We start from the raw sequence: 26,850 nt of genomic DNA, 5'->3' as shown, positions 1-26,850 counted from the left end.
TAAAGAACAAATCTGTTCTATGGGAGGAACAAATGAAAAAATCACAGTTTATAGTTGAACAACCTGGATTTTCTGAGGACTCAGTCCTTCTATACTCAACGTTTACTACTTCAATGGTTGAACTAGAAAAGAAAATATACGAAGATATTTTCGTATATTCTAAATATGATGATCATTCTGATGAAACAGCTGCATTATTAGAAATGGGTTTTTTAATTTCAGATGATGTGAATGAGTTAACGTTTTTAGAATCACTAAGGATGAGAACATTGGCCTCGAACGATGATTCCCCTAGTTATTATATTATTTGTCCTACAACAGGATGTAACGCAAGGTGTTATTACTGCTTTGAAAAAGGCGCTGTACAAAAAAGAATGAATCTTGATACAGCGCGAGCAGTTGCGGAGTACATTTTTCAGAACCATGATCCAGAACATCTCGTAATTCAATGGTTTGGGGGGGAACCTTTACTTGAACCTAAAACAATTTCATATATCGTAGAATATCTTAGTTCTAGAGGTGTAAGTTTTGATTCTAAAATAATTACTAATGGATATTTATTAAATGATTCCATAGTAGAACAAGCTATTAATCAATGGAATGTAAAAATCATACAAATAACTATTGATGATTTGAATGAAGAGTACAATCGAATTAAAGATTATGTTTATTCAGATACCAATCCATTTGATATAGTAATGGAGAATATCAGCAGATGTCTGCAAGCTCAAATCAATATCCGTATTCGAATTAATTTCAATCCATTAGAATACCAAAAAGCGATAAATACAGTAGATTATTTAAAAGATAAATTTGGCAACGATTCTAATTTTTTCGTATATTTAGCTCCGATTGATTCAATCGAAATCCCAGCAATCACTGAAAAATTTACGTCAAGCCAGAAACATCCACTAATAGCACTGTTAGACGCAGAAAAAGATTTTTGTAGCTTTGGAAATTACGACAAACGTGTTGAAAGTGGCTCTAAATATGATGCTATTTTACGAAAGTACTATCTATCTCCTATACCTACAAGCTGCTATGGGGGATGCGAGTCATCCTTGACAATTGATTCCGGTGGAAATATTTATAATTGTCATAGACTATTAGGACATGAGGAATACTCTAGTGGAAATGTATTTTCTGGCAGAATTAAAAATGATATTGCCTTATACTACGCAAATCCAATTATTGATGATGAAAAATGCAATTCTTGTAATTTGTTACCAATCTGTCAAGGTGGTTGCAAATATAGAGAATTCAAGTATGGAAAAGAACATGCTTGCACATCCGTAAAAGGAGCTATAAAAGAATTAATAAAAAGGGCGGCACTTGAAATTAATGATTTATAATCTTGAAAAGTTAAAAAAACCCATGCCCTTTGAACAAGGTGAAATGACGCTGTGGGAAAACGAATATATTGCTGCAAATGTGTTAAAAAAACATCTGAATCCTAACATTGATTCTGGAAGCAGGAAGAGAGACACAATTGTTAATTCTATAAATTGGTTCGCTAATATAAATCCACAGAAGGGAAATTTACTAGATGTTGGGTGTGGGCCTGGATTATATGCACGACCTCTAGAAAAAGCCGGTTTTTTCTATTATGGAATTGACATTTCCAAATATCATATTGCATTTGCAAAAAAAAATTACTTTGGTAATAATATTGAATTCGATACTTTAGATTTTAGGAAGATAAATTGTAACAAACTGTATAATATGGTTTTAATGCTGTATGGCATTTATTCGTTTTATCCCCCTAATGAAAGACTAGAACTTCTTAAAAAAATTAGATCTTCATTAGCTTTTGGAGGTATGGTTATCGTAGAAGTTTTTACGGAAAATCATTACAAAAATCGAAAGGAATCAAGAGATTGGGAATATATCCAGAGTGACGGTTTTTGGTCTGATAAACCTTATTTGGAATTGAATGCATTTTATAGGTATGATGACTTAAGGCTTATATTAATACAAACTGTTAGAATTAACAAGGAAATAAAAGTATGGAATTCTTGGATTCAAACATTTACATCAGACACATTAAGATTTGAATTTGAGCAAGCAGGATTTACAGAATTCGAATTTTATAGTTCTTGCACAGGAACACCATATTTTGAATCTACTGATGTTTTGTGTATGGTAGCAAAATAGATTAGGGATGGTGAATAGATGAATAGATTAAATATTATTGATTCATACAATGAAATTGATGAAGAAAATCGTCTTCAAAGTACTAATGCACGCAAAATAGAATTTTTATCAACAGTTGATGCACTAAAACCTTATATGGAAAAGAATATAAATGTATTAGATTGTGGGTGCGGTGTAGGAATATACTCTTTATATTATGCAAAAATGGGTATTCATGTTACAGCACTAGATTTAGTACCTAAGCATATCTCTCGACTAAGAGAAATTGCCATTAATGAAAACATAAAGATTAGATCTATTGTGGGAAATGCAACCAATTTATCTATGTTTGAACGCAATAGTTTTGATATTACATTATGTATGGGACCGTTATATCATTTGATTGATGAAAAAGAACAAGCATCATGTATTAGAGAATGCATCCGTGTCACAAAAGACTTTGGCATTATAGCATTCTCTTATATAAGCCCTTTTTCTGTATTTCCGTGCGTAATGCGCGGAGACACGTCAAGAATAAGTAATGAGCTTGTTGATAAAATACTAATTGATAGAAAAATTTCAAGTGAGGATAAGCTATGTTTTTGGACAGATAATAATTATTATTCTCCAAAGGACATTGAAAATGTTCTCAATAGTTTTGGGTTAACTATTATAGATCATTTGGCAACAGACGGTCAGAGCATTGTCTTTCAAAACGTCATTAATTTATTGGATGATAAACAGTTAGAGGTTTGGATGAAATATCATCGTATGGTTTGTAGAGAACCAAGTCTATTGGGAGCATCTAATCATGGTTTAGTTCTTGCTAGAAAGAAGGTTTAATATGCTGTTATTAAGAAGTGGAAATAAAAATAGAGAATATGATGAAAAATCTTTATATCACAGTTCACATTATAATATTTGCTATCGACATGGTAATATTGTTTATAATACAGCTAGTGGCGCAATTATTTATGGTTGGAATGGTACAGTCATGAAATTTTTAACGCAAGAAGACAAATTTTTACTCATAAAAAATGGTTTTTTAGTTCCTGATGGATGCAACGAATTACGCGAATTTACAAGCACGATAAAGTTAGAAGAAAAAAGCAATATTAATTTTTTCACAATCATTCCCACAACATCCTGCAACGCAAAATGTTTTTATTGTTATGAAGATGATTATTGCAAGCAAACTATGTCCGATGTCACTACAAATGATTTAGTGAAATACATAATTAGTCAGGTGGGAAATGATGATTCGTTTACCTTAGACTGGTATGGAGGAGAACCCCTATTATGCGTAGATAAGATTGATAAAATTATCTCAATGTTATCAGAAAAAGGAGCTTTTGCTAATAGAGAATGGACATCATCTATAACTACTAATGCCACCTTATTTAGCAGAGAACTTATTAAACATGCCATTAATAATTGGAATCTAACAGTGGCGCATATTACAATCGATGGTACAGAACCACAACACAATACAAGGAAAAGTGTAAGTTTTAGTGGGAATAGTGCTTTTAGAACCACATTAAATGCCATACATGATCTTTTACAAATGGGAGTATATGTTAATTTAAGAATCCATTTAGATAATAATAATAAAAAAGACTTCCGAAAAATGCTTGATGAAATTGAACCGTTTTTTGCTTACGATAATTTCCATTTATTTCCTACATTTCTTTTTCCTCCGGAATTTGTGATGCCTGAGAGCTATATAAGAGATGATCAAAAAGAAGAACTGTTTTTTGATGTTTTCAACGCTATGTATGAACGAGGATTTGTTCAAAACTTAATAGATTTATTTCCCATGCCTAAAAAGAGTGGCTGTTTTGCAACAAATCCGCACTCGGTTGTAATTGCTCCAGATGGATCCTTACACGCCTGTGTACAAGAATTTTCATCAACAAAAGATTGGAGTGATGATCAAAAGTTCGTTGATTATTTGAATGTCGGAGATACCTGTGCTGAATGTAAATACTTCCCAATTTGTTTGGGAGGATGTATTCATAACAGATACTTGAAAGGAACTGTTAGAACTCCTTGTGTCAGAAATCGATATGTTATTAGACCATTGTTGAAACTTCTAGGAGAAAAAAAGTAAAAAACTCTAAAAAGAATTCTATCAAAGTTCAAATAAAGTACACAGATACTTGGAAAGAATTAGTTAAATCAAAACAGTTACTTTTACAGTTAATACAATAAGCCTTACAATTAGGAAAAGTGTAGATGAAACACATAGAAGCAAAAAGAAGCAAATATAGTCATTTTTTAATTTTTCTATCCTTATAAGTTACAAAATTAATATATAATGTAGATACCTATGTATTTTGTATACGGAACTATATTGACGTGATGATTTCAGACTAACTTAGATAGTATAAAAAGGGATAATTTAAAATAACTAGGGGTTTCCTATATTTGAATTATCACGTAGTAAGGGGTGAGATTCACCCAATGGTATTAAGTTAAACGGCTAAATGCCAAAAACCTCTTTGATTTTAAAATCAGAGAGGTCTTTTTATTTTTTTTTCGAATTTCTCTCTCCCCGGCTTTCTTCGAATTTTTCTTCAAATTTGTTTAAATTAATCCTAAATGCTTAAACGCATTATAAAGTCCATCATCATTAACATCAGTCGTAATATAATCTGCTGCTTCCTTAATTTCAGGACCACCATTACCCATAGCAACATTATAAGCACAACATTCAAACATTGATAAATCAATCTTTGCATCACCAAAAGAAATAGTATCCTTAAAATCAGCACCAAGATGTTCCATCAACACTTCAATCGCATGTCTCTTAGTAATACCAGTAGGGCCTAAATCACCATATAAGGCTACTTCACCCTTACCACCCCATGTATTTGCAATAAGGTCAGGGAATTCCACCTTAGAATCTAAATGATCCTGATAAGAGCTTAAGATAAAGCTGATCTTATTTACATCATCTCTATATAAGTCTTCACCCTGTAAATAAATAAATCCATCCATGAATGCTTTAGAAGATTCCTTTGCTTTCTCTAGGTCGGCTCCTTTACCCTGAGCATACTTAACCATTGTTTCAGGACCCTGTTCTAACATATAGTCATTGCAGTACATGCCGCTATTAGCTTCTAAATAGAATCCTAAGTGTCTCTCATTACACCAATCTACAATATGTTTTACATCTTCCTTTGATAATCCTTGATGCATAACAACTTCATCATGGTCTTCTACATAAGCACCATTACCACCAATCATACCATCTAAATCACATAAATTACGCTGTAGTACTTCAGCCTTAGAACATCCTGTACAAATATATACCTTATGTCCATTTGCTCGTGCCATGTCTACTGCCTTAGCTGCTGAAGCAGGTAACTTTGCTTCATAATCAATTAATGTACCATCTACATCTAGAAATATTATTTTACCCATATCTGTCTCCTTTATATATCTATATTATATAGGAAGAGAATATAAACAGTACCAATCAAACAAATAATGAAAAAAATGAGGCTCGACTAATCGAGTCTCATCTTTATTTAGTCTTCATAGCTTAAGGCTTCAGGACCTTGTTCACCAGAAGAGATTCTTACGACATTCTCTACATTATAGATAAAGATCTTACCATCACCCATATGACCAGTGTATAGAACACTTCTTGCTGCATCTACAACTGTCTGTACAGGAATACTAGACACAACAATCTCAGCCTTTACTTTAGGCAATAACTGGATATCAACCTTAGCGCCTCTATAATAAGCAGTCTGTCCTTTCTGAACACCACAGCCTGATACTCTTGTCACTGTCATACCAGTAACACCAATATCATTCATAGCAACTTTTAAAGCATCCATCTTTTCTGCTTTCGCAATAATAACAATCTTACTGATCTTACCTTCCCCATTGACTGCAACAGTAGGAACAGCTTCTGCAACACTTAATTCAGGAGCTGAAACAGTTACAGCAGTAGCACCAGTATAAGTTTCTGTTTCTAATGCGAAACCTGCATAAGCACTCTCTAAACCATGTTCAAGCTTATCAAGACCAGTAATTTCTTCTTCTTCAGTAACTCTAAGACCAACAGTATGCTTAATAACTACGAATGTAATAGTCATTAATACAGCAGTCCAAACACCAATACATAATAAGCCAAGTAACTGAGTACCTAATAACTTAAAGCCTCCTCCGTAGAATAGACCCTGAGCCTTAGGCATTGTATCAGTACCGCAGGCAAATAATCCAACACAGATAGTACCAAGTAAACCATTACCAAAATGAACAGCGACAGCACCAACTGGATCATCAATATGTAATTTATAATCTAATAACCAAGTAAAGAAACAAACAGTAAATCCAGATAAAATACCAATAATACAAGCACCCATTACATTAACTGCATCACATCCAGCAGTAATTGCAACTAAACCTGCAAGAGAACCGTTTAAGCTCATAGCTACATCAGGCTTACCATACTTTAACCAAGTAAAGATCATAACAGTACATGTTGCAAGTGCTGGTGCAACAGTAGTCGTTGCAAAGATTGTTGCTAACTGAGTACCATTCTTAGCAGCAGCACCGTTGAATCCATACCAGCCAAACCAAAGAATGAATACACCTAAAGCACCAATAGTTAAACTATGACCAGGAATACCATTTGGGCTTCCATCTTTATTGAACTTACCAATACGAGGACCAAGAAGTTTAGCCCCAATTAAAGCAGTTAAACCACCAACGAAGTGAATAACTGCACTACCAGCGAAATCATGGAATCCCATTGCTGTTAACCAGCCATCAGGTCCCCAAACCCAATGAGCTTCAATAGGATAAACAACTAAAGAAATAACGAATGAATAAATACAATAACTTAAGAACTTAGTTCTTTCTGCCATGGCTCCAGATACGATAGTTGCTGCAGTTGCACAGAATACTAAGTTGAATACGAAGCTAGACCAATCAGTGGATGCAAAGTTAGTTAATGGACCATTTCCAAAACCAACCCAGCCAATAAATCCGTTAGCTACATCACTCCCACATAAGAAGCTATAACCTACAATAAGAAAAGCAACAGTTCCTAAACAGAAATCCATCAAGTTCTTCATGATGATATTTCCGGCGTTCTTAGCACGGGTGAACCCTGCCTCAACCATTGCGAAGCCTGCCTGCATAAAGAATACAAACGCGGCACCAATTAAATACCATATACCAAAAACTTCAGTTAAAACCTTTGCCATAAGCACTCCCCCTTTATCATGTTTATGTTTTCTTTTTACCTTTCTGGTATGACTGCATTATACGAATAGAAAATAGTCATGTCAATAAAAAATTATCATCGTAACGTTAAATTATCATACATTATTATCGGAATAAGCGAAAAAAAGCACCTCATATTCATGATAAAATGAATTATTAAATGATAATAAAATTTCTTTTAAAATGATAAAATTTTATTAAAAATGCATATAATTCATATAATGTGCCATAAAAAATGCGATGTAAAAGAAAAACATGGTATACTTTTGTATAAGGAAAGACAAATAAAAACATATATGCGTAGTCATATATGAGAAGGAGGTTCTAATGAGCTGTATTACACGTATTAAAGAAGCAAGCCTTACAGAAACAGAAAAAGAAATAGCGCAATATATCATAGAACATCCAGAACAGGTTCTTGATGATTCTGCTATGAAACTTGGAGAAAAGACACATTCATCTTCTGCAGCAGTTGTTAGATTTGCGAAAAAACTTGGTTATTCAGGTTTTCCACAATTGAAGATTGAACTTGCCAAGGATCTAGTAGGATCAATTCCTGAAGTAGATAACTTACTACATCCAGATGAAGATATGGCAACACTTATGAATAAAGTACATCATTCTCAGATTGTGACTATTGATAAAACATATCATCTTCTTAGTGCTTCTACACTAGAAGATGTTGTGAAAGCTTTAGAACAAGCGAAACATGTTTACTTATTTGGTGTAGGTGGTTCAGCTATTGTCTGTGATGATTTTATACATAAACTGATGAGAATAGGGAAATATGCCTGCTTTTATCCAGATGTTCATCTTCAGATGACATCTGTTCCCAATATGACTGAAGAAGATTTAGCCATCTTTGTTTCATATAGTGGAGAAACAAAAGGTATAGTTACTGCGGCTAAATGGGCAAAGGAAATGAACATCCCATCTGTCGCAATTACACAATCTGCTTATAATAAGCTTGGTAAGTTAGTAGATCATGTATTAACTATTCCTTCACAGGAACAGTCATTACGTATCGGAGCGATGAGTTCTCGTTATTCTTCACTTATTGTTGTTGATCTTCTTTACTATGGATTAGTGAAACGTAATAAAGAAAAATATGCACAAAAGATTATTAATACAAGACGTATTATTCAAGAAATGGAAAAGTAGGTGTAAGTTATGGAAAAGATAGAAAAATGGATATCAAACAACAAGGATATTGAACAGGAATTAATACGATTGAGAAGACATTTTCATGAACATCCAGAAGTCGGTCATCCTCTTCCTCAGACACAGGAATATATAGTGAAGCTACTTGAGATGTATGGTTATGAGAATATTATTGTGAATCCAGGAGGCAGTATTGAAATACTTGTAGGACCTCATGATAAGAAGATTCTTTTACTTAGAAGTGATATGGATGCTTTACCACTTGTAGAACATACAAATCTTCCTTTTAAGTCCATTAATGGGGCAATGCATGCATGTGGACATGATATGCATGCTTCTATGATGTTAATGTGTGCCAAACTATTAAAACAGAATGAAAAGAAACTCAAAGGGCAGATCAAGATTGTCTTCCAACCCCATGAAGAAGGACTAGTGGGCTGTAAGATGATGATTGAAGATGGGGTATTAAAGTATCCTCGTGTTGATGCGGCAGTAGGCTTACATGTCATGCCGGCGACAGAAGATAAGACAGGTACAATCCGTACGATTCGTAAAGCAATGACAACCGCTTCTACAATCTTTGAAATCAATATTACGGGTAAGAGTTCACATGGTTCTATGCCAGAAAAAGGTATTGACGCATTGCGTGTGGCTGTTCATATATACCAGCAATTACAGGAAATCATTCCAAAAGAAATCAGCATGAGTCATGATGATGTACTTACAATCGGTATTATGAATGCAGGTAAAGCCCATAACATTATTCCAGAAAAAGCCTATATGAAATGTTCACTAAGAAGTTATCGTCCAGATGATCAGGAATATATTATGGGAAGAGTCAATGAATTAGTACAAAGTATTGCTTCTATGTATCATGCCCAGGCAGGTATCACAATTTTACAGCAGGCACCAAGTGTCTATAATGATCCTGCATTACTTAAATCTATTATGGATGTAGAAAAAGATGTATTTGGCGGTTATATCAAGAAGTTAGAACTTCCTCTTACTATCTCAGAAGACTTTGGCCATATTACTGCCAATGTACCTTCACTCTTTGTGACTCTTGCGGCAGGATGTAAACAGGATGGTTATATTTATGGTCTTCATAACAAAGCCACTATCTTTGATGAAGGCTGCTTAATGTATGGCCTGTATTTCTTATATAATGCGGCAATGAATTGGAATGTGAAGTACTAAATATCTTGCATTCACAAAAAGAGAACAGGTATAATATTTAACAATGATGAATGGGAGAAAACAGAAAAAATGAACAAGATTGATCAAAAAACAGTATATACAATTAAAGCACTTTGTGCAGATATGATTCAGAAAGCAAATTCAGGACATCCAGGACTTCCTTTAGGGGCTGCTGGATTCACTCATGTATTATGGTCACAAGTATTAAACCATAGTGCAAAGCATCCTGAATGGGTTAACAGAGATCGTTTTATTTTATCAGCAGGACATGGTTCAAGCATGCTTTATAGTTTATTACATCTATATGGTTATGGCTTAACTATGGATGATTTAAAGCAGTTTAGACAGTTAGGTTCACTTACACCAGGACATCCAGAATATGGACATACAGTAGGTGTAGATGCCACTACAGGTCCTTTAGGACAGGGCTTAGGCATGGCTGTTGGTATGGCAATGGGTCAGGCTCATTTAGCCACTGTATTTAATAAACCAGGTTATGATCTATTTGATCATTATGTTTATGCATTAGCTGGTGATGGATGTATGATGGAAGGTATTTCTTCAGAAGCATTATCACTCGCTGGTACACTTAAGTTAGAAAAGCTCATCATCTTATATGATTCAAACAACATTTCTATCGAAGGTAACACAAACATTACATTTACAGAAAATGTATCAGACAGAGTAAAGGCATTTGGTTTTGAAACATTAACTGTAAAAGATGGTGATAACTTAGATGAAGTACTTGCTGCATTAGAAAAAGCAAAAACTATTAAAGGTAAACCTAAGTTCATTGAAATCAAGACAACTATCGGTAAAGATAGTCCAAACGAAGGTTCAGAAAGCACTCATGGTGCACCATTAGGCGTGAATAACATCAAGGCATTAAAAGAAAAACTAGGTCTTCCACAGGAAGAATTCTATGTACCAGAAGAAGTATATGACTATCTAGCTTCTACACAAAAACGTGTAGATGATTTATATGATGCTTGGACTAACATGCAGGATAAATATTTTGAAGAATATCCTGAAATGAAGATTGTATGGGAACAGTATTTTAACCCTGACTTTGCAAGAATCTTCAAGGATAACCCATTATTCTGGGCAAATAAACATCACAATATCGCAACTCGTGCTGCAAGTGGTGAAACAATGAACCTTATTAAGGATTTTGCCCCTAACTTCATTGGTGGTTCAGCCGACTTAGGACCTTCTAATAAGACAGTCTTAAAGGGTGAAGGTGAATTCAGTGCAGACAACTATGGTGGACGTAATATTCACTTTGGTGTAAGAGAACAGGCTATGGCTGCAGTAGGTAATGGTTTAATGTTATATGGTGGATTAAAAGCATATGTGGCTACATTCTTTGTATTTAGTGACTATGTAAAACCTATGGCTCGTTTGTCTTCATTAATGAAGCTTCCACTTACTTATGTATTTACTCATGATAGTATTGGTGTAGGGGAAGATGGACCAACACATGAACCAGTAGAACAGTTGACTATGCTTCGTGCAATGCCTAACATGTATGTATTTAGACCATGTGATGAATTTGAAACAAAAGCCGGCTGGTATGTCGCAATGAGTTCAAAAGAAACACCTACATCTCTTATCCTTTCTAGACAGGACTTACCTAAGATGGTAGGCAGTAACAGAGGTGCCTTAAGAGGTGGTTATATTATTGATGATTGTATGAGTAAGCCAGATATCATCATCATTGCATCAGGTTCAGAAGTAGACTTAGCAGTCAAAGCTAAAGAACAATTAAAAGACCCTAACTTAAATATCAGAATCGTTTCTATGCCTTGCCAGGAATTATTCAGAGAACAGTCTGAAGAATACAAAGAATCTATTTTACCATCATGTGTAGAAAATAGAATTATTGTAGAAGCAGGAAGCCGTTTATCTTGGGGTGAATTCGCAGGATTCAAGGGCAAATATGTCACTATGGATACATTTGGTGCTTCAGGTAAGCCAGCAGACTTATTCAAGGCATTCCATTTAACTGTAGAAGATGTAATCAAAGCAATCAAAGAATTCTAAACAAATTCATTTTAGCCTCCTATAATAGTATTATAAGGAGGCTTTTTTATGTGGATTCTTTATGCATTTGGTTCTGCCTTTTTTGCAGGACTTACAGCAGTTCTCGCAAAATGTGGTATTGAACATACAAACTCTCATCTAGCCACAGCATTACGTACTATTGTCGTACTCATCTTTTCATGGATCATGGTAGGAATAGTTGGCTCATTTGATACAATCCATACAATCACCCATAAGACATTTCTATTCTTAATTCTTTCTGGAATATCTACTGGAGCGAGCTGGTTATGTTACTTTAAGGCATTACAGCTAGGAAATATTAATAAAGTCACAGCTGTAGATAAGACAAGTGTTGTATTGACGATTATTCTTTCTCTTATATTTTTCAAAGAAAGTGTCACAGTCTATAAGATTATAGGTATGATCAGCCTTACAGCAGGTACATATTTAATGGTAGAAAAGAAGGAAGATAATAAACAGACAAGTAATGCTTGGTTACTTTATGCCGTTCTTTCTGTTGTCTTTGCAAGTTTGACTACTATACTTGGTAAGATGGGTATTACAAATATTGAAAGTAATTTAGGAACAGCCATTCGTACAAGTGTTGTACTTGTTATGAGCTGGATTGTGGTTTTTGTGACGCATAGTCAAATGAATATGAAGAGTATACCAAAGAAAGAATATCTCTTTATTGTGTTATCAGGCTTAGCTACAGGAGGATCTTGGTTATGCTTCTATCATGCGTTACAAAGTGGACCAGCAAGTCTAGTCACTCCTATAGATAAGTTGAGTATTCTATTTACTGTATTATTCTCTTATCTTATTTTTCATGAGAAACTCTCTAAGAAATCATTACTTGGATTAATACTAATAGTATCTGGTACCTTGGGTATGCTTCTCTAACAAAAGTTACACTCCTCTAACTTTTTTTGTTCACAAACCTTCTCTATAGTGTTATTATGATTTTGTTAGTTAAGACTAACGGAGGAGGAAAAGAATATGAAAGACTTATTCAAAAACAAATTATTATGGTCATTTGTAGGTGGTGTAGCTGCCACTATTGCAGGTAGTAAGTTCGCAAAGAGCGACTGTGCAAGAAAAGCTGCAGTAAAATCAGTTGCGACTGGTATGCAGTTAAAGGATCAGGCACTTGCATCATATGATACAATTGTAGAAGATGCAAAAGATATTTATGCTGAAGCGAAAAGCAAGAAAGAAGCAAAATAGGGAATTTATATTTCCTATTTTTTAGGTGATAAGAGAATGTTAGAGTATCGTATAGTACATGACATACCAGGACGTATGAGAATACGTTATGGTCGTTATCGCTTTTCTAGAAATAAGGCACTTGCCTTACATTTCGCATTATGTAAATGGGATATGGTTGAATCAGCCGATGTCAATGAAAGAACAGGTTCTATTCTATTTACTTATAGTGTTGATCAAAGAGATGCTTTGATTGACAAAATCAACTCTCTAGATATCCCTCACTTTGATGATGCACCCTATGAAAAGATCATTAAAGAAAACAAGTATCTTATAGATCACCGTGATATCAACGATCAATACATTGGAAAATTCACTGCAATCATCGCAAGAAGATATGCTTCTAAATGGTTTTTACCATTACCAGTAAGAAACGTATTAACCATTTATCATACCATCCAGTATGTGAAAGAAGGACTTAATTCTCTTGTACATAAACGTATTGATGTACCAGTACTTGATGCCACAAGTATCTCTGTTTCTTTATTATCAGGACAATGGGGTACAGCACGTAATATCATGTTCCTATTGAATATCTCTTCATTACTTGAAGACTATACAAAGAAAACAACATCATTACAGCTTAAAGAAACATTGTCTGTCAATATTGATAAAGTATGGGTATTAGAAGAAGGAAAAGAAAAACAGATTCCTACAACTCATTTACAGAAAGAAGATATTGTAGTCGTACAGACAGGTTCTATGGTTCCAGTAGATGGTGAAGTAGTAAATGGTGAAGCCATGATTAATGAATCTAGCTTTACAGGTGAACCATTAAGTAAGATGGTAAAACAGGGAAGTTCTGTCTTTGCAGGGACTGTTGTAGAAGAAGGTAAGATTTATATCAAGGTAAGAAATCTGCAATTAGAAAGCCGTATTAATAAGATTGTAGATATGATTGATACAAACGAATCACTGAAAGCAGGTATTCAATCAGGGGCTGAACATTTAGCTGATGCGATTGTCCCTTATAGTTTTGTGGCTTTCTTTGGATTATTACTTGCCACAAGAAACCTTACACGTGCTTCTTCTGTATTACTTGTGGATTATTCATGTGCAATTAAGCTTTCTACATCTATTTCTATTATTAGTGCAATGCAGGAAGCAGGTCGTCATTCTGTTATGGTTAAGGGTGGTAAATACCTAGAAGCAATGGATCAGGCAGATACGATTGTCTTTGATAAAACAGGAACTCTTACAAATGCTCAGCCATTTGTACAGAAGGTTACACCAATAGGTAACTATACACGTGAAGAAGTATTACGTATTGCAGCTTGTTTAGAGGAACATTTCCCACATAGTGTAGCGAATGCGATAGTAAAACAGGCATCATCTGAACATTTGCATCATGAAGAAGAACATGCTGAAGTAAAGTATATTATTGCGCATGGTATTGCGACTATTTATCGTGATCAGCGTGCTATTATTGGTAGTGATCATTTTGTGTTTGAAGATGAACATATTACTAAAACAGAAGAAATAGAAACACTCATCAATAACTTACAAAGTGAAGGAGCAAGCTCTTTGATATTCCTCGCAATAGGTGGAGAACTCGCTGGTATTATTTCTATCTATGATCCACTTAAACAAGAAGCGAAAGAAACTATTCAAAATTTGAGAAGCAGTGGTTTTAAGAAGATCATCATGTTAACAGGTGATAGTGAGAATGCGGCTAAGCATATTGCGGAAGAACTCAATATTGATGGTTATCTTGCAGGTGTATTACCAGAAGACAAAGCCGATTATGTCAAGAAACTCAAAGATGAAGGACATATTGTTGTGATGGTTGGGGATGGTGTTAATGATACTCCAGCCTTATCTTGTGCAGATGTCTCTATCTCTTTACAGGATAGTTCAGATATTGCGAGAGAACTTGCGGATGTGACACTTACTTCTTCATCATTAGAAGAAATTGTCGTATTTAAACAATTATCAAAACTATTGATGAAAAGAATCAAGCGTAACTATACAAGAATAGTCACTTTAAATACTGGATTAATCTTATTAGGTATGTTTGGTGTCTTACCTGCAAGTACAACATCACTTATTCATAATGGTTCAACATTTATATTTGCGATATCATCTTCTACATCATTATTAGAAAATTGATGTACAGCCCCGTTCTGGGGCTTTTTTATTTCCGAGGAAAACTGCAAATGTCAACTCAAGTTTACGTGATAGTTGGTGGAGGAAACTGTCTTTTCGCACTACACTTGTAGAGGCACTATTCATGAAAAGGAGTTGAAAAAATGGACGCAATCTCACTCAACCATATATCTAATAGATATCCCTTATTAAATGACATCAGCATCACAGTGAAGTATGGAGAAATATATGGCATAGTGGGGAAACAGGCAACAACTCTATTTAAAATCATTCTTGGTAAAACCTACTATGATCAAGGACAAGTGAGTATTCTAGAAAGTACTCAAGAAAAGTATTTAAGACGTAATAGAAAAAGAATAGGCTATACTGTCAACAGCCATTTCTTTAATCATTTGAATGCATCTAAAAACCTTTACTATCACTGTCTCATAAAAGGTATTCATGACAAAAAAGAAGTTGAACATGTCTTATCTCTCGTGGGCTTGCAGGACCAACAGTTACTTTATCGTGACTTCTCACACGAAATGAAATGTCGTCTTGCGATTGCGAAAGCTCTCTTAGGACATCCAGCTATTCTCCTACTTGATGAACCAATGGAAGATCTCAATAATGACGAAATAGCTTCTATTAGACAGCTTCTTCTTGCACTCAATAAAGAAGGTATTACGATACTGCTCTCTAGTCATTGTATCAACCACTTAAAAGGACTTGTCACGCACCATTGCATCATAGAATATGGAACTATCAAAGAGATTAAGGAGGGAACTCTTTGATTGAATCATGAATAAGTATGCCAATAAGATTCTGGGGTTATTACATCATTCAATTTTTTTACTATTTAATCCAGAGATATACATTTCTCGACTTCTTTCCACTCATAATAGGATTAAATCATTAATATGGATACTCTCAATTTCCTAGAATATACAGAAGAATAAATAACCGGATAATTTTTTCAAATGGAGTGAAGCTTTCATTTTGTAGTCAACATCAGTCTTTAGTGACATCCTGCTTAAACTATAACCCCAACTGAATCTTATAAAGACTTTCATGATCCTTTTGACATAGTAACCAATATCTTCCTACATGATCATGAAAGTCTATTTTTTATTGCATTATTCAACAAAAAGGAGAATCGAAGGGTGAATATGAAAAAGAAGGTCATATTGTTTGTAATTATTATTTTAATTGGTATAGTAACAATTGCAGTAAACAGATATTACAGTACTGACCATACTTTATCTGACTGCTACTATACACAGATTCCTCGTGTGGATGTGAATAGAGAATCATGGCTCATCGATGATTTTGGTCATAAACAACCCATTGGTAAAGAATATGTTCTTGTTTGTTATAATGCATTAGGAGAGTCAATGCGTGTGACATTTATTCATGCAGACTCTTATTGTCCAGGAACTTACATCAAGTTAAAAACAAAGAAGAAGATAGTCATCAACCAAAGGATTATATCTGAATCGAAAGTTCCACAACGTGCTTTAAATCAAATCAAGAGTCATGGAACAAAATAGATGAAAGGAGAGAGATATGAACTATGAAGTGATTAATTATATTATTGCCATCATGTATATTGTATTTATGATTTGCTTATTTTGTGCAGCTGTTTATCTCTTCATATTGATAGTCAAAGCTCTTAAGAAATATATTAATTCTAAAGATGTACGAGAAGAGAAAAAAGTGAATGCGAAATCTTTAGGAGAATCCCTTAAAGAAAACCGTCTCCGTTGTAAGATGACTCAAGAGTTTGTTGCAGAAACATTAGGTGTAAGTAGACAAGCTGTTTCTAAATGGGAGAATGGAACAAGTGATCCCAATACAACCAATCTTATTGCCCTATCAAGATTATATAAGGTCACACCCGAAGACCTGCTTAAATGTATTCAAGAAAAGAGCCTGTCTAATGAATAGACAGGCCAGACAAAAAGGAAAATATATTATGAAAAAAACATTCTATAAGTATACTAATAAAATCCTTGTCGCAATGCAATTGAATACAAAAAATCAAATAAAAATTTAAAAATAAAACCCCTTATAAATATTATTTTATACAAACTAAAAAAGCCTGGCGAGATGAGCATCTCAATAGGCTTTTTTATTTAAGGAGTCAGCTTAATATCAATTAAGTTCCTCTATGATTATTGTAGAAAACTCTATACATAAATTCAATAAAATTCAAAAAACTAGAAAAAATTATAGTTTCATTGAGAGATAGAACTGATCCACATAACTATGCGTAATCGCAATATTGAGTTCTTCTTTGTATTTACTATTGTTGATTGTTTCTACAAGTTCTTTATTTCTTTGATTCAACTGTTCAATCACTTCTTTACTAGGAATATGATTGGACTTAGAAGAATTATGACTCTTAGAAGTCAAAACAAGATTCCAGATATCATCACTATACATGAATGACCAAGGAATCACATGATCTACACTAATATCATCAGGTTTTAATTCTTCTCCTGTATAAAAATCAATTGGTTTATTCATATTTTCAAGTAAGATATTTTTATATTTAGTGAGATTATTTCTTCTGATTTGATTATCAGAGATACCTTTTACTTTAGAAGTAATACGTGGGGCATTATTGAACTTCTCTAATAACTGTGCCCATTTGTAATTGAGTAGTTGTGATAAGACAAAACCATACTCCTTCAACAACAATACCTGTTCTTTATTGATCGATATGTAGAGATAATCTTTATTAAGAACATATAGATTCTTAGTTTCCTTATTCACATTCATAAAACGCCAAGATACATCATCCTTCAGCTTTCTTGCACATTTCTTTAATACATTCTTATAGAAGTTTTCTTCTGTATTTAATACAAGTTCTGCTTTATCAAACCAGATAGGAATAGAAGATCCGGATAACTCTTTATATTTTTCAATAAGTAAATCAACCTGCTGGACTATGACAGGTTTCTTTTTGATATTAGATCCTTGTCTTAGATTAAAGAAGAATGTCTGATTCCAGTAATACTTCACCATCTTATGTGCTATTGCATCAAATGTAATCACATTATTTTCTTCTACAAAATTAAGTGAATAAACATTTTCAAGAATAGCACGTCCCCAGGCTAACTTATATGTATTATCATTATTCATATACTCAATCACATCAAGCCAGTCCTGTATATACTTATTCATAAGAATCCTCTACATATTCCAGATAGATTTTCTTATCAAAAGCACCATTATTGTGTGCTTTTTTTTCTTTAATAGATATTATTTCCTGCTGATCAATATGAAGTGTATTTTCTAATGCCTCTAATACCTCTAATACATCTGCTATCTCTTTCTTAATATCTTCACCTTCAGCATTCATTACCTCATGACATTCTTCTAATAATTTACTTTTCAAGCATACAAGATATTCATCGTCATTGAGTAGTATTCTTGTTACACAAGTCTTATGATCATTCTCTATGATTTCAGGAATACGATCTCTGACTAACTTATTATGAATATGTTTCATTGGCATCACCTCTTCATTAATCATACATCTCCCCCAATCATTATGAAAGTTACTTAAAAAAAACTGTATGGTAAAATATCACTAAAGGACATTTTATTGCATGTATATATGAAGAAGGTTGCCTTTTGTTGGAAGGGCTTACTTTGTATAATGTGATTGTAAGGAGGGAGAAGCGTGCGATTATATTCAATACTTAAAGAACTCAGAGATAATTCTAAATATCTGCCAACGAATTATTTTGTGACAAAATACAATGTTTCCAAAAGAACAATTCAAAATGATATCTCTTATCTCATGCGCATTTCTCCACGTAAAGGGTTCCTCCTTCATATGAAAAGAGAACAGGGATACCTATTAGAAATCACCAACGAAACACTATTCAATGATTTCTTAGAAACATTAAATGAAACATTTTATGTTTCTACTAATGAAAGACCAGCGCATATATTATCATTTCTTGCCATTCAAGAAGATTATATCTCGATGAATAAGATTGCGGATATCTTCCAGGTATCTAAGACAGTAATCAAGAATGATATGCATATCGTAGAAAGAATTGCGAAGGTGTATCATTTTGAAATCGAAAGAAAACAACACTATGGAATTAAAATCAATGGCTTGGACCAAGATTTTAAGATGTACCTTACAGAAGAATACATCAACGGCAGTTTCTTTATTCAGACAGCAGTCAATGATGTTACAAGAGATTTTAAGTTTGTCGAACAATCTTTTATAGGTTTACTTACGCAGGAAAATGTGAATGTAAACTACAATGAGTTACTTAACATTACAAACTATTTAAAAATCATGGTTTATAGTGCTTCTACTCATAGTGAACAGGATGAAGACTACATATATCAAGATATCACAATCCATCGCTTAGCTAAAAAAGTGATTGATATGTTGAAAGGTTTCTATCAAGTTCAGTTCTCAAATGAAAGCATTGATGGATTGATTACAGTCTTAAATAAGAATCTTAGAAAACGTTTAGAAAATATTGGTTTTAAATGTACCAACCTCGAAGAAGTCATCAATGACTTCTTAAAGAAGACAGATGAAATTTATGAAACAACATTCTTACAGGATGAAGACTTTAAGAAGATGTTACTTATCCATGTCACATTACTTATAGATCGTCTTCATGACAAGATTTCCTATAAGAATGAATTAGCCAACGAATTAAGTATTACCAATTCAGTAGTATTTAATATCGCCATACAGTTCTGTGATATGCTTCATGAACTCTATGATGTCAAGCCAACCTTTGATGAAGTCGGGTTTGTCGCTATGCATTTTGCAGGACATATGGAAAAGGAAAAACAACAAAAACTACAGCTTTATGATCGTATTGGTGTGGTCTGTTCCTCTGGAGGAGGCAGTGCTTATATGATTAAACTGCAGATAGAATCACTTTTTCCAAAAGCAACAGTCAAGACATTCTCATTCTTACAACAGGATGCTTTACTAGATTATTGTCCTGACCTTGTATTTACAATTATGCCGCTTTCTTTTGATATCCAGGCACCTATTATCTATATCAAGGAATTACTGGATGATAAGGATTTACAGCGTATTAAGCAGATCTTACAGACAGATGACTATGATCCTTATACGTTGATTAATGATAAACCAATGTATCAGTCATTCTTCTCTAAAGACTTCTTTAAGATAGATGAAGATGATGATTATGAGAATTTGATTTATCGTATGGCGATTGAATTAGAAGAACAAGGCTATGGGAAGAAGGGATTTGCGGATCTTGTATTAGAACGTGAATCCTATGTCAGTACGATTTATATGAATGGAATCTGTATTCCTCACCCATTAGAAACAGATGCATTAAAAAACATGATATCTGTAAGAATCTTAAAGAAACCATTTGAATCTCATGGAAAAACAGTCAAACTCGTATTCATGGTTTGTTTAAGAAAGGATCAGATAGAAATGTATAAGATTCTTACAAAGAAGCTCTATGCGCTTATGCATGAACCAAAATATATAGAAAGAATTTTAGAAGTCCAGTCATTTGAAGAAATGATGGCAGTGTTAGATGAGTTAGGAGGTGTTCAACATGAATGATGAATTACTTAAAAGACTCAGTGATGCAGATAGTATTGCATCATGTGAAGATGAAGTAAGAAATATTCTCTATCATGAATTAAAAGATTATTGTGACGAAGTCTATTGTGACTCTTTAGGCAGTGTGATTTTTCATAAAAAGGGATGTAGTTTAAATCCTTTAAAAATCATGTTTTGTGCACATATGGATGAAGTCGGATTTGAAGTGAGATATATCTCAGATATTGGTTTCCTCTATTTAATGCCATTAGGTGGTGTGTTAGATAAGAGTAAGGAAATGCAGATTGTGCGTGTGACAACATCTGATGGACGTAAGTATGAAGGCTTATTGAATGTGACTAAAGATAGTAATGGCCAGGTTAAAGATATGTATGTGGATATTGGCTGTGAAACAGCCCAGGAAGTGAAAGACCTTGGTATTTCTATTGGTGATATGGTCTGCTTTGCATCAAGTATGCGTCAAATTCAGCCCCATGTTTATATGGGTAAAGCAATGGATGACCGTTCAGGATGTTATGTACTTGCAGAAGCCTTAAAGCAGGTGAAGTTCAATGAACATGACTTATACTTCGTTGCAACAAGTAGTGAAGAAGTCGGTGTACGTGGTGCAAAAACAGCTACACATCTTATTGATCCAGATATCGTATATGCGATTGATGTCGCAAATAATCCAGAACTTGTAAAGAACTATACAAATACCCGATTGATTGGACATGGTCCAATGATTGTTCATTATGATAAAACAATGGCTCCTAATAGAAAACTATTGGCCTATGTTAAAGAAGTGGCTGATAAGAATAACATTCCTTATCAGTGCGATATGTTTAAGGGTGGAGGAACAGATGCAGGTAATGCACATTTAGAAGCGGGAGGACGCTTAGCACTTGTATTAGGTATTCCACTACGTTATTGTCATGGATCTTATTCAATGGTTCATAGCAATGACTTACAACATTTGATTCAATTGATTTGTAAATTAATACAAATAGATAATTCACAATATCAGGCAATGACAACATTTATTACGGAGGGTTAAGAACATGACTGAAATGGAAAAACAAATTATCGGAATCATTTCTTCAGCAGGACAAAGCAAATCTATGGCTTTTGAAGCATTGAAGAAAGTAAAAACAGGAGAATATGATGAAGCGAGAAGACTATTAGATGAAGCAAGAAAAATAGACATCGAAGCACATTCTATTCAGACTAAGCTTATTCAGGCTGAAATGTCAGACACTGAAGAAAAGCCAGTAGTTGGGTTATTAATGGTTCATGCCCAGGACCATTACATGACATCTCAATTAGCAAGGGATCTAATTGAAGAGTTAATAACAATCTTTGAAGCAAAGGAGGGAAAGTAAAATGAAAATCGTATTATGTTGTGCAGGTGGTTTCTCAACAACTATGTTGATGGACAGCATGAAAGCTGTCGTTAAAAAAAGTGCAAAGCTAAATGAAGATGACTTCAGCTTTGTTGCGATTCCAGTAGATATCTTACAGAGTGAAGTAGAAGACTGCGATGTATTAGTTATTGGACCACAGATTGCGCATAAATTGGACTACATCAAGCCAATTATTGAACCATACCATATTCCATATGTAATCGTTGATCAAGAAGTATATGGAAAAATGGATGGCGCAACTGTTATGAAACAGGTATTAATCGCACGTAGAAAAGCAGACATGGCAAAATAAAAAAATAATTTGGAGGGACTAAAATGTTTGATAAATTCGAAGCCTTTATGAACAAGTACTTGACTCCACTTGCAAACAAGATGGATAAACAGGTTCATTTAAGTGCTATTAAAAAATCAATGGTTGCCTTAACACCATTATTAATCATTGGTAGTTTCTGTTTGATTCCAGAAGCTATCCCAAACATGATTGGTGCAAAACATCCTGTATCAGTTTGGATCTTAAAGAATCTTGATTTAATCTACATTCCATACAATGTAGGTATGGCTTTAATGTCAGTATATGTATCAATCATTATTGCATATCATTTAGCTAACAGTTATAAACAGGACATTCCTGGTGCTGTCAGCATGGCATTAATCTCTTTCTTTATTATGACTTACCAGACAAAAGAAGGTGGAGGATTAGATACTACTTTCTTTGGTCCAAAGGGTCTATTTGCGGCTATGTTCGCATCTATTATTGCGGTTGAATTATTCCGCTGGTGTAAAAAGAAGAAATTCACTATCAAGATGCCAGAATCAGTTCCTGACTTCGTATCTAGATCATTTGAAATGATTCCATTATCAGTGATCGTCATTGGTTTCTTCTTAATCGTACGTATTGTATGTATCAATGTATTCAATACAATGCCACCTTTAATCTTTACTAAGTTATTCGCACCTTTAGTAGGTTCAATGGATAACCCAATTGCTTATTTATTCTTAAGAATGCTTCAGTGCTTATTATTCTTCTTTGGTATTCATCCATCAGTATTAAGCCCTATTACAAGCCCAATCTCAACTCAGTTCTTAGCTGACAATATCGCTGCAAGCTTAGCTAAACAGCCATTACCTCATTTCTACTGCCCAGGTCCTGAATCAGCATTCGGTAACTTCACTGGTACTGGTGTTACAATCGGATTAGTATTCTGGTGCTTATTATCTAAGAACAAGGCTTTAAAACAGGTAGGACGTGTTGCACTTATTCCAGCATTATTTGGTATCAATGAACCAATCCTATTTGGTGCTCCAATCGTATTAAACCCTATATTCTTTATTCCTTACGTAATCTTTGGTGGAATTATCGGAAGCTTTGGTGGTTTCGCTATGTACTTTGGAATTATGGAAAAATCTATCTTTACACCTCCATACGTTGGTGTATTCTTAGAAGGTTACTTAACTAACTTCGATGTGATGTCTATTGTAGTCAATGCGGCTCAGATGATTGCATCAATTGTTGTGTGGTATCCATTCTTCAAGATTTATGAAAAACGTTATGGACAAGATGTTGAAAAGAAAGATACTAATAATGTTATTTCAGACGAAGATGCTGCAATTTTAGACGATTTAGACTTAGACTTTTAATATCAAAGGGGCAGGCATTTGCTTGCCCCTTATATTTTTATAAGAGGTATATACATATGGCTAAAAGAATAGATATAGTTCAGAACTATTTAAAAGAGAAGAACATAGATGCTTTATTGCTCAAAAGCAAAACAATGAAGAAGTGGATGTCTACAATGACAGGAAGTGGATGTAAGATTCTGATTACACAATCTAAGGGTTATTTGATTCTAGATGGTAGATATCTTACAGAAGCAAAAGAAACAGAATTTGATTTAGAAATCGTTCTTCATAATCCTCATACAACAGGCCGTAACTATTTAGCTGCAGTAGAAAGACTACTTAAGGAAGAAAACTGTAAGAATTTAGGTGTAGAAGCGGATGAAGTACTAGTTAATGAATATGAACAAATGAAACAATTGGGTGTTGATATTTGTTTATTAGATGAAGATATAATGAATTTAAGAATTGTGAAAGACTCTGAAGAAATAGCTGCAATGAGAAAAACGATTGCGATGACAGATGATATCTATTCAAAGGTGATTCAACATATTAAAGTAGGTATGACTGAGTATGAAATCAGTGCTTTAGTTCAATATTATTCTATTGCATCAGGTGCACAGCAGATGTCATTTGATACGATTGTATCAAGTGGTGAAAGAACAGCTTTACCTCATGGTAGACCAACTGGTAGAAGAGTAAAGGCACATGAACCTATTATGATTGATTTTGGGATTCAGTATGATAATTATCAATCAGATATGACACGTGTATGCTTTATTGGTGAGCCAGAGGAACGTTACAAGAAAATCTATGATGTTGTATTAGAAGCACAGCTTGCTGGTTTAAAGGCTATTAAAGAAGGCGCTCTTGCAAGTAATTGTGACCAGGCTGCGAGACAAGTGATTGTTGATGCAGGTTATGGTGAGTATTTTGATCATGGACTTGGACATGGAATAGGTGTGACTGATAGTAATGAAGGACCTATTTTAAATAGTAAGAGTCAGACAGTTTTAAAAGAAGGTATGATGATGTCATGTGAACCTGGTATTTATATACCTGGAGTAGGTGGCATTAGAATAGAAGATGATGTCCTTATTGAAAATGGAGTAGGTGTTCCACTTAATAAAACAACTAAGGACTATATAATACTGGAGGAAAAATAGTATGCATTATGATTTTGATGAAGTACATAATCGTTTAGGTACTTATTGTACACAATGGGATTATATTGAAGACCGTTTTAATAAGAAGGATTTAATACCATTCTCTATTTCTGATACAGATTTTATTATTCCTAAACCAATCACAAAAAAGATTCATGAAGTAGCAGATCATCAGATTTATGGTTATACAAGATGGAATCATCATGATTTCAAATCTTCTATTACTACTTATTTTAAAAGAAGATTTGATACAGATATAGAAGAAGACTGGATTCTTTATAGCCCATCTGTGATGTATTCTGTGTCATTACTCATTCGCTTATTAAGTCAACCTCATGACAAGGTATTGACTATGAACCCTATGTATGATTCTTTTATTAGTGTGATTAAAGAAAATGATAGAGAACTTGTTTCACATCATCTGATAAAGGAAGAGGGTACATTCAAGATTGATTTTGATGTATTTGAAAAGCAGGCTCAGGAAAGTGCTCTATTACTTCTTTGTTCACCTCATAATCCAACAGGTAGAATATGGAGTGATGAGGAAATGCATCGTATGATTGAAATCTGTAAGAAATATCAGGTAAAGATCATTTCAGATGAAATTCATATGGATATTAGAATTAAAGATGCGAAACATCATCCATTAATGAAATACTATGATGAATATAAAGAAATCTTTACAGCAAGTTCTTCAAGTAAAACATTAAATACACCAGGTCTCATAGGTTCTTATGTCATTATTCCTGATGAAAAGATCAGAGATGAATTCCTAGGTGTAACAAGAAGAAGAGATTTTCTTAATTCAGCAAGTATATTTGGTATGTATGCCACTATGATTGGTTATACTGAATGTGATGACTATATTGATCAGTTAAACGAATATATTCGTGGAAATATGGAACTCGTAGAAAACTTTATAAGAGATGAATTAAAAGACTTCAAGTTTCAAAGACCAGAAGCCACATATCTTGCCTGGATTGATGCAAGAGATGTCCCATTCACTTCTGATGAGATTCAGGATGCACTTGTGAATGTGGGAGGAGTCGCCATTATGAAAGGTGAAATCTATGGTGAAAATGGTGCAAAGTATTTAAGAATGAACTTAGGTTGTCCTCGCTCTAAGATTGAAGAAGGATTAAAACGATTCAAGAAAGCAATGGATTACTTATATAATAAATAGAAGGAGATTGTCTTATGCGTATTTTATGGAACAAACTAACATTCTGGCTAGATAGAAAGCCATCTAAAGTCCCTTTTGCCTCTAGAGTATTTGCCTATGTTTTAGACTGGGTAATTGGAGGAATCCTTTGTGGATTACCTGCCGTCGCAATTTACAGCATGGTCACGAAACGTGATGATATGTTTAGTGATTTATATGTATTTGCCGCTTTAGGATTTCCTAAATGGTGGGGTTATGTCGCAGGATTATTATGCTTAGTAGTTGCAGTAATCTATTTTGTATATATCCCATATAAAGTGTATCCAGGTCAGACACTTGGTAAGAAGATCATGAAATTAAAGATTGTAAGACTAGACTGGCAGCCACTAGATATCAAAACACTTGTATTAAGAAACATTGTTGGCTTATTACTTATTGAAAGTGTATCTATGATTGTGAGCCGCTATTTAAGACAGATGTTGACTCTTGCGACAGGAATCTATTTTGAATATTACTTAACAGCTATTGGTGCTGTATTGACTATTATCTCAGGTGTAATGGTCTATAATACAGGCTCTAGAAGAGCTATTCATGACTATATTGCGAAAACAACAGTAGTAGGTATAGAGGAAGAAGCACCTGTACCTAAGAATAGAAAAGAAAGACGTAAAAAAAGAAATAAACACGCATAAGACTCAAGATGGGCATTTTTGCCCATCTTTTCTTTTACGCGATTTTTACATCCGCTCTAATAGAAAGGAGATTCGTAGGGTGGGT

The 26,850-nt window shown here is 34.0% G+C and carries 25 protein-coding genes; 21 read left to right on the top strand and 4 right to left on the bottom strand.

Going from position 1 to position 26,850, the window contains the following annotated elements; genetic code table 11:
- The first annotated feature begins 32 nt into the window (after window positions 1-32).
- From NQ499_RS11920 to NQ499_RS11905, 4 genes are read left to right on the top strand one after another with little or no spacing between them, the layout of a single operon-like run.
- Window positions 33-1,352 carry a radical SAM/SPASM domain-containing protein gene (locus NQ499_RS11920; RefSeq protein ID WP_006506899.1) on the top strand — a complete coding sequence of 440 codons (1,320 nt, stop codon included), beginning with the start codon at window positions 33-35 and terminating at the stop codon, window positions 1,350-1,352.
- Window positions 1,342-2,154 (top strand): class I SAM-dependent methyltransferase, encoded by an 813-nt coding sequence (locus tag NQ499_RS11915; protein ID WP_006506898.1) that lies wholly within the window; start codon window positions 1,342-1,344, stop codon window positions 2,152-2,154. Before NQ499_RS11920 ends, NQ499_RS11915 begins: the two co-directional genes overlap by 11 nt.
- An 18-nt stretch (window positions 2,155-2,172) precedes the next feature.
- Window positions 2,173-2,976 (top strand): class I SAM-dependent methyltransferase, encoded by an 804-nt coding sequence (locus NQ499_RS11910; protein WP_006506897.1) that lies wholly within the window; start codon window positions 2,173-2,175, stop codon window positions 2,974-2,976.
- Between the two features lies 1 nt (window position 2,977).
- Entirely contained in the window at window positions 2,978-4,243 is a 1,266-nt protein-coding gene (locus NQ499_RS11905) for a radical SAM/SPASM domain-containing protein (protein ID WP_006506896.1), read from the top strand.
- A gap of 476 nt (window positions 4,244-4,719) precedes the next feature.
- On the opposite strand, the gene NQ499_RS11900 is transcribed toward NQ499_RS11905, so the two are convergent.
- A complete protein-coding gene (locus NQ499_RS11900; RefSeq protein WP_006506895.1) occupies window positions 4,720-5,559 on the bottom strand; it encodes a Cof-type HAD-IIB family hydrolase in 840 nt (279 codons plus the stop codon).
- A 107-nt stretch (window positions 5,560-5,666) separates the two neighbouring features.
- Entirely contained in the window at window positions 5,667-7,358 is a 1,692-nt protein-coding gene (locus NQ499_RS11890) for an ammonium transporter (protein ID WP_006506894.1), read from the bottom strand.
- Between the two features lie 346 nt (window positions 7,359-7,704).
- Here NQ499_RS11890 and NQ499_RS11885 point away from each other — a divergent pair, with 346 nt between their 5' ends.
- From NQ499_RS11885 to NQ499_RS11845, 9 genes are all read left to right on the top strand, one after another.
- The gene (locus NQ499_RS11885; protein WP_006506893.1) at window positions 7,705-8,538 is read left to right on the top strand and encodes a MurR/RpiR family transcriptional regulator; all 834 of its coding nucleotides are present in this window, start codon (window positions 7,705-7,707) and stop codon (window positions 8,536-8,538) included.
- A 9-nt stretch (window positions 8,539-8,547) separates the two neighbouring features.
- Complete coding sequence (locus tag NQ499_RS11880) at window positions 8,548-9,735, top strand: M20 metallopeptidase family protein (protein WP_006506892.1); 1,188 nt, start codon at window positions 8,548-8,550, stop codon at window positions 9,733-9,735.
- Window positions 9,736-9,804: 69 nt separating this feature from the next.
- A complete protein-coding gene (gene tkt / locus NQ499_RS11875; RefSeq protein WP_006506891.1) occupies window positions 9,805-11,778 on the top strand; it encodes a transketolase in 1,974 nt (657 codons plus the stop codon).
- A 48-nt stretch (window positions 11,779-11,826) separates the two neighbouring features.
- Window positions 11,827-12,681: an EamA family transporter gene (locus NQ499_RS11870; RefSeq protein ID WP_006506890.1), complete on the top strand. Its 855-nt coding sequence runs from the start codon at window positions 11,827-11,829 to the stop codon at window positions 12,679-12,681.
- A 96-nt stretch (window positions 12,682-12,777) separates the two neighbouring features.
- Window positions 12,778-13,005: a DUF6110 family protein gene (locus tag NQ499_RS11865; protein ID WP_006506889.1), complete on the top strand. Its 228-nt coding sequence runs from the start codon at window positions 12,778-12,780 to the stop codon at window positions 13,003-13,005.
- A 36-nt stretch (window positions 13,006-13,041) separates the two neighbouring features.
- On the top strand, window positions 13,042-15,153 hold the full coding sequence (locus tag NQ499_RS11860; RefSeq protein ID WP_006506888.1) for a heavy metal translocating P-type ATPase: 2,112 nt from the start codon (window positions 13,042-13,044) through the stop codon (window positions 15,151-15,153).
- Between the two features lie 140 nt (window positions 15,154-15,293).
- Entirely contained in the window at window positions 15,294-15,923 is a 630-nt protein-coding gene (locus NQ499_RS11855; protein ID WP_006506887.1) for an ATP-binding cassette domain-containing protein, read from the top strand.
- A 375-nt stretch (window positions 15,924-16,298) separates the two neighbouring features.
- Complete coding sequence (locus NQ499_RS11850; RefSeq protein ID WP_006506886.1) at window positions 16,299-16,679, top strand: YxeA family protein; 381 nt, start codon at window positions 16,299-16,301, stop codon at window positions 16,677-16,679.
- A gap of 16 nt (window positions 16,680-16,695) precedes the next feature.
- Window positions 16,696-17,076 carry a helix-turn-helix domain-containing protein gene (locus tag NQ499_RS11845; protein WP_006506885.1) on the top strand — a complete coding sequence of 127 codons (381 nt, stop codon included), beginning with the start codon at window positions 16,696-16,698 and terminating at the stop codon, window positions 17,074-17,076.
- Between the two features lie 282 nt (window positions 17,077-17,358).
- On the opposite strand, the gene NQ499_RS11840 is transcribed toward NQ499_RS11845, so the two are convergent.
- A complete protein-coding gene (locus tag NQ499_RS11840; RefSeq protein WP_006506884.1) occupies window positions 17,359-18,318 on the bottom strand; it encodes an HNH endonuclease domain-containing protein in 960 nt (319 codons plus the stop codon).
- Window positions 18,311-18,670, bottom strand: a complete 360-nt coding sequence (locus NQ499_RS11835; protein ID WP_006506883.1) for a nucleoside triphosphate pyrophosphohydrolase — start codon at window positions 18,668-18,670, stop codon at window positions 18,311-18,313. Before NQ499_RS11835 ends, NQ499_RS11840 begins: the two co-directional genes overlap by 8 nt.
- A 150-nt stretch (window positions 18,671-18,820) precedes the next feature.
- Between NQ499_RS11835 and NQ499_RS11830 the strand changes: the two genes are divergently transcribed.
- From NQ499_RS11830 to NQ499_RS11795, 8 genes are read left to right on the top strand one after another with little or no spacing between them, the layout of a single operon-like run.
- Window positions 18,821-20,725 carry a BglG family transcription antiterminator gene (locus tag NQ499_RS11830; RefSeq protein ID WP_040390191.1) on the top strand — a complete coding sequence of 635 codons (1,905 nt, stop codon included), beginning with the start codon at window positions 18,821-18,823 and terminating at the stop codon, window positions 20,723-20,725.
- On the top strand, window positions 20,718-21,761 hold the full coding sequence (gene ypdE, locus NQ499_RS11825; protein WP_006506881.1) for an aminopeptidase: 1,044 nt from the start codon (window positions 20,718-20,720) through the stop codon (window positions 21,759-21,761). Before NQ499_RS11830 ends, ypdE begins: the two co-directional genes overlap by 8 nt.
- Window positions 21,762-21,765: 4 nt before the next feature.
- Entirely contained in the window at window positions 21,766-22,086 is a 321-nt protein-coding gene (locus tag NQ499_RS11820) for a PTS lactose/cellobiose transporter subunit IIA (RefSeq protein ID WP_006506880.1), read from the top strand.
- A gap of 1 nt (window position 22,087) precedes the next feature.
- On the top strand, window positions 22,088-22,420 hold the full coding sequence (locus NQ499_RS11815) for a PTS sugar transporter subunit IIB (protein WP_006506879.1): 333 nt from the start codon (window positions 22,088-22,090) through the stop codon (window positions 22,418-22,420).
- A 23-nt stretch (window positions 22,421-22,443) separates the two neighbouring features.
- Window positions 22,444-23,766: a PTS sugar transporter subunit IIC gene (locus NQ499_RS11810; RefSeq protein ID WP_006506878.1), complete on the top strand. Its 1,323-nt coding sequence runs from the start codon at window positions 22,444-22,446 to the stop codon at window positions 23,764-23,766.
- A gap of 56 nt (window positions 23,767-23,822) precedes the next feature.
- Entirely contained in the window at window positions 23,823-24,911 is a 1,089-nt protein-coding gene (locus tag NQ499_RS11805) for a M24 family metallopeptidase (protein ID WP_006506877.1), read from the top strand.
- Window position 24,912: 1 nt separating this feature from the next.
- Window positions 24,913-26,094 (top strand): MalY/PatB family protein, encoded by a 1,182-nt coding sequence (locus NQ499_RS11800; RefSeq protein WP_006506876.1) that lies wholly within the window; start codon window positions 24,913-24,915, stop codon window positions 26,092-26,094.
- A 14-nt stretch (window positions 26,095-26,108) separates the two neighbouring features.
- On the top strand, window positions 26,109-26,765 hold the full coding sequence (locus tag NQ499_RS11795) for an RDD family protein (protein WP_006506875.1): 657 nt from the start codon (window positions 26,109-26,111) through the stop codon (window positions 26,763-26,765).
- Window positions 26,766-26,850: the final 85 nt, after the last annotated feature.

The sequence above is a fragment of the Catenibacterium mitsuokai genome (assembly GCF_025148785.1).
GTDB classification, from domain to species: domain Bacteria; phylum Bacillota_I; class Bacilli_A; order Erysipelotrichales; family Coprobacillaceae; genus Catenibacterium; species Catenibacterium mitsuoka.
The sequence above is the reverse complement of the archived record's forward strand: the minus strand, read 5'-3'. Positions and strand labels throughout refer to the sequence as shown.

Excerpts from the sequence above, each read along its gene's own strand:
- NQ499_RS11920 (WP_006506899.1), top strand. The coding sequence starts at position 33 with ATGAAAAAATCACAGTTTATAGTTGAACAACCTGGATTTTCTGAGGAC.
- NQ499_RS11915 (WP_006506898.1), top strand. The coding sequence starts at position 1,342 with ATGATTTATAATCTTGAAAAGTTAAAAAAACCCATGCCCTTTGAACAA.
- NQ499_RS11910 (WP_006506897.1), top strand. The coding sequence starts at position 2,173 with ATGAATAGATTAAATATTATTGATTCATACAATGAAATTGATGAAGAA.
- NQ499_RS11905 (WP_006506896.1), top strand. The coding sequence starts at position 2,978 with ATGCTGTTATTAAGAAGTGGAAATAAAAATAGAGAATATGATGAAAAA.
- NQ499_RS11900 (WP_006506895.1), bottom strand. The coding sequence starts at position 5,559 with ATGGGTAAAATAATATTTCTAGATGTAGATGGTACATTAATTGATTAT.
- NQ499_RS11890 (WP_006506894.1), bottom strand. The coding sequence starts at position 7,358 with ATGGCAAAGGTTTTAACTGAAGTTTTTGGTATATGGTATTTAATTGGT.
- NQ499_RS11885 (WP_006506893.1), top strand. The coding sequence starts at position 7,705 with ATGAGCTGTATTACACGTATTAAAGAAGCAAGCCTTACAGAAACAGAA.
- NQ499_RS11880 (WP_006506892.1), top strand. The coding sequence starts at position 8,548 with ATGGAAAAGATAGAAAAATGGATATCAAACAACAAGGATATTGAACAG.
- tkt (WP_006506891.1), top strand. The coding sequence starts at position 9,805 with ATGAACAAGATTGATCAAAAAACAGTATATACAATTAAAGCACTTTGT.
- NQ499_RS11870 (WP_006506890.1), top strand. The coding sequence starts at position 11,827 with ATGTGGATTCTTTATGCATTTGGTTCTGCCTTTTTTGCAGGACTTACA.
- NQ499_RS11865 (WP_006506889.1), top strand. The coding sequence starts at position 12,778 with ATGAAAGACTTATTCAAAAACAAATTATTATGGTCATTTGTAGGTGGT.
- NQ499_RS11860 (WP_006506888.1), top strand. The coding sequence starts at position 13,042 with ATGTTAGAGTATCGTATAGTACATGACATACCAGGACGTATGAGAATA.
- NQ499_RS11855 (WP_006506887.1), top strand. The coding sequence starts at position 15,294 with ATGGACGCAATCTCACTCAACCATATATCTAATAGATATCCCTTATTA.
- NQ499_RS11850 (WP_006506886.1), top strand. The coding sequence starts at position 16,299 with ATGAAAAAGAAGGTCATATTGTTTGTAATTATTATTTTAATTGGTATA.
- NQ499_RS11845 (WP_006506885.1), top strand. The coding sequence starts at position 16,696 with ATGAACTATGAAGTGATTAATTATATTATTGCCATCATGTATATTGTA.
- NQ499_RS11840 (WP_006506884.1), bottom strand. The coding sequence starts at position 18,318 with ATGAATAAGTATATACAGGACTGGCTTGATGTGATTGAGTATATGAAT.
- NQ499_RS11835 (WP_006506883.1), bottom strand. The coding sequence starts at position 18,670 with ATGATTAATGAAGAGGTGATGCCAATGAAACATATTCATAATAAGTTA.
- ypdE (WP_006506881.1), top strand. The coding sequence starts at position 20,718 with ATGAATGATGAATTACTTAAAAGACTCAGTGATGCAGATAGTATTGCA.
- NQ499_RS11820 (WP_006506880.1), top strand. The coding sequence starts at position 21,766 with ATGACTGAAATGGAAAAACAAATTATCGGAATCATTTCTTCAGCAGGA.
- NQ499_RS11815 (WP_006506879.1), top strand. The coding sequence starts at position 22,088 with ATGAAAATCGTATTATGTTGTGCAGGTGGTTTCTCAACAACTATGTTG.
- NQ499_RS11810 (WP_006506878.1), top strand. The coding sequence starts at position 22,444 with ATGTTTGATAAATTCGAAGCCTTTATGAACAAGTACTTGACTCCACTT.
- NQ499_RS11805 (WP_006506877.1), top strand. The coding sequence starts at position 23,823 with ATGGCTAAAAGAATAGATATAGTTCAGAACTATTTAAAAGAGAAGAAC.
- NQ499_RS11800 (WP_006506876.1), top strand. The coding sequence starts at position 24,913 with ATGCATTATGATTTTGATGAAGTACATAATCGTTTAGGTACTTATTGT.
- NQ499_RS11795 (WP_006506875.1), top strand. The coding sequence starts at position 26,109 with ATGCGTATTTTATGGAACAAACTAACATTCTGGCTAGATAGAAAGCCA.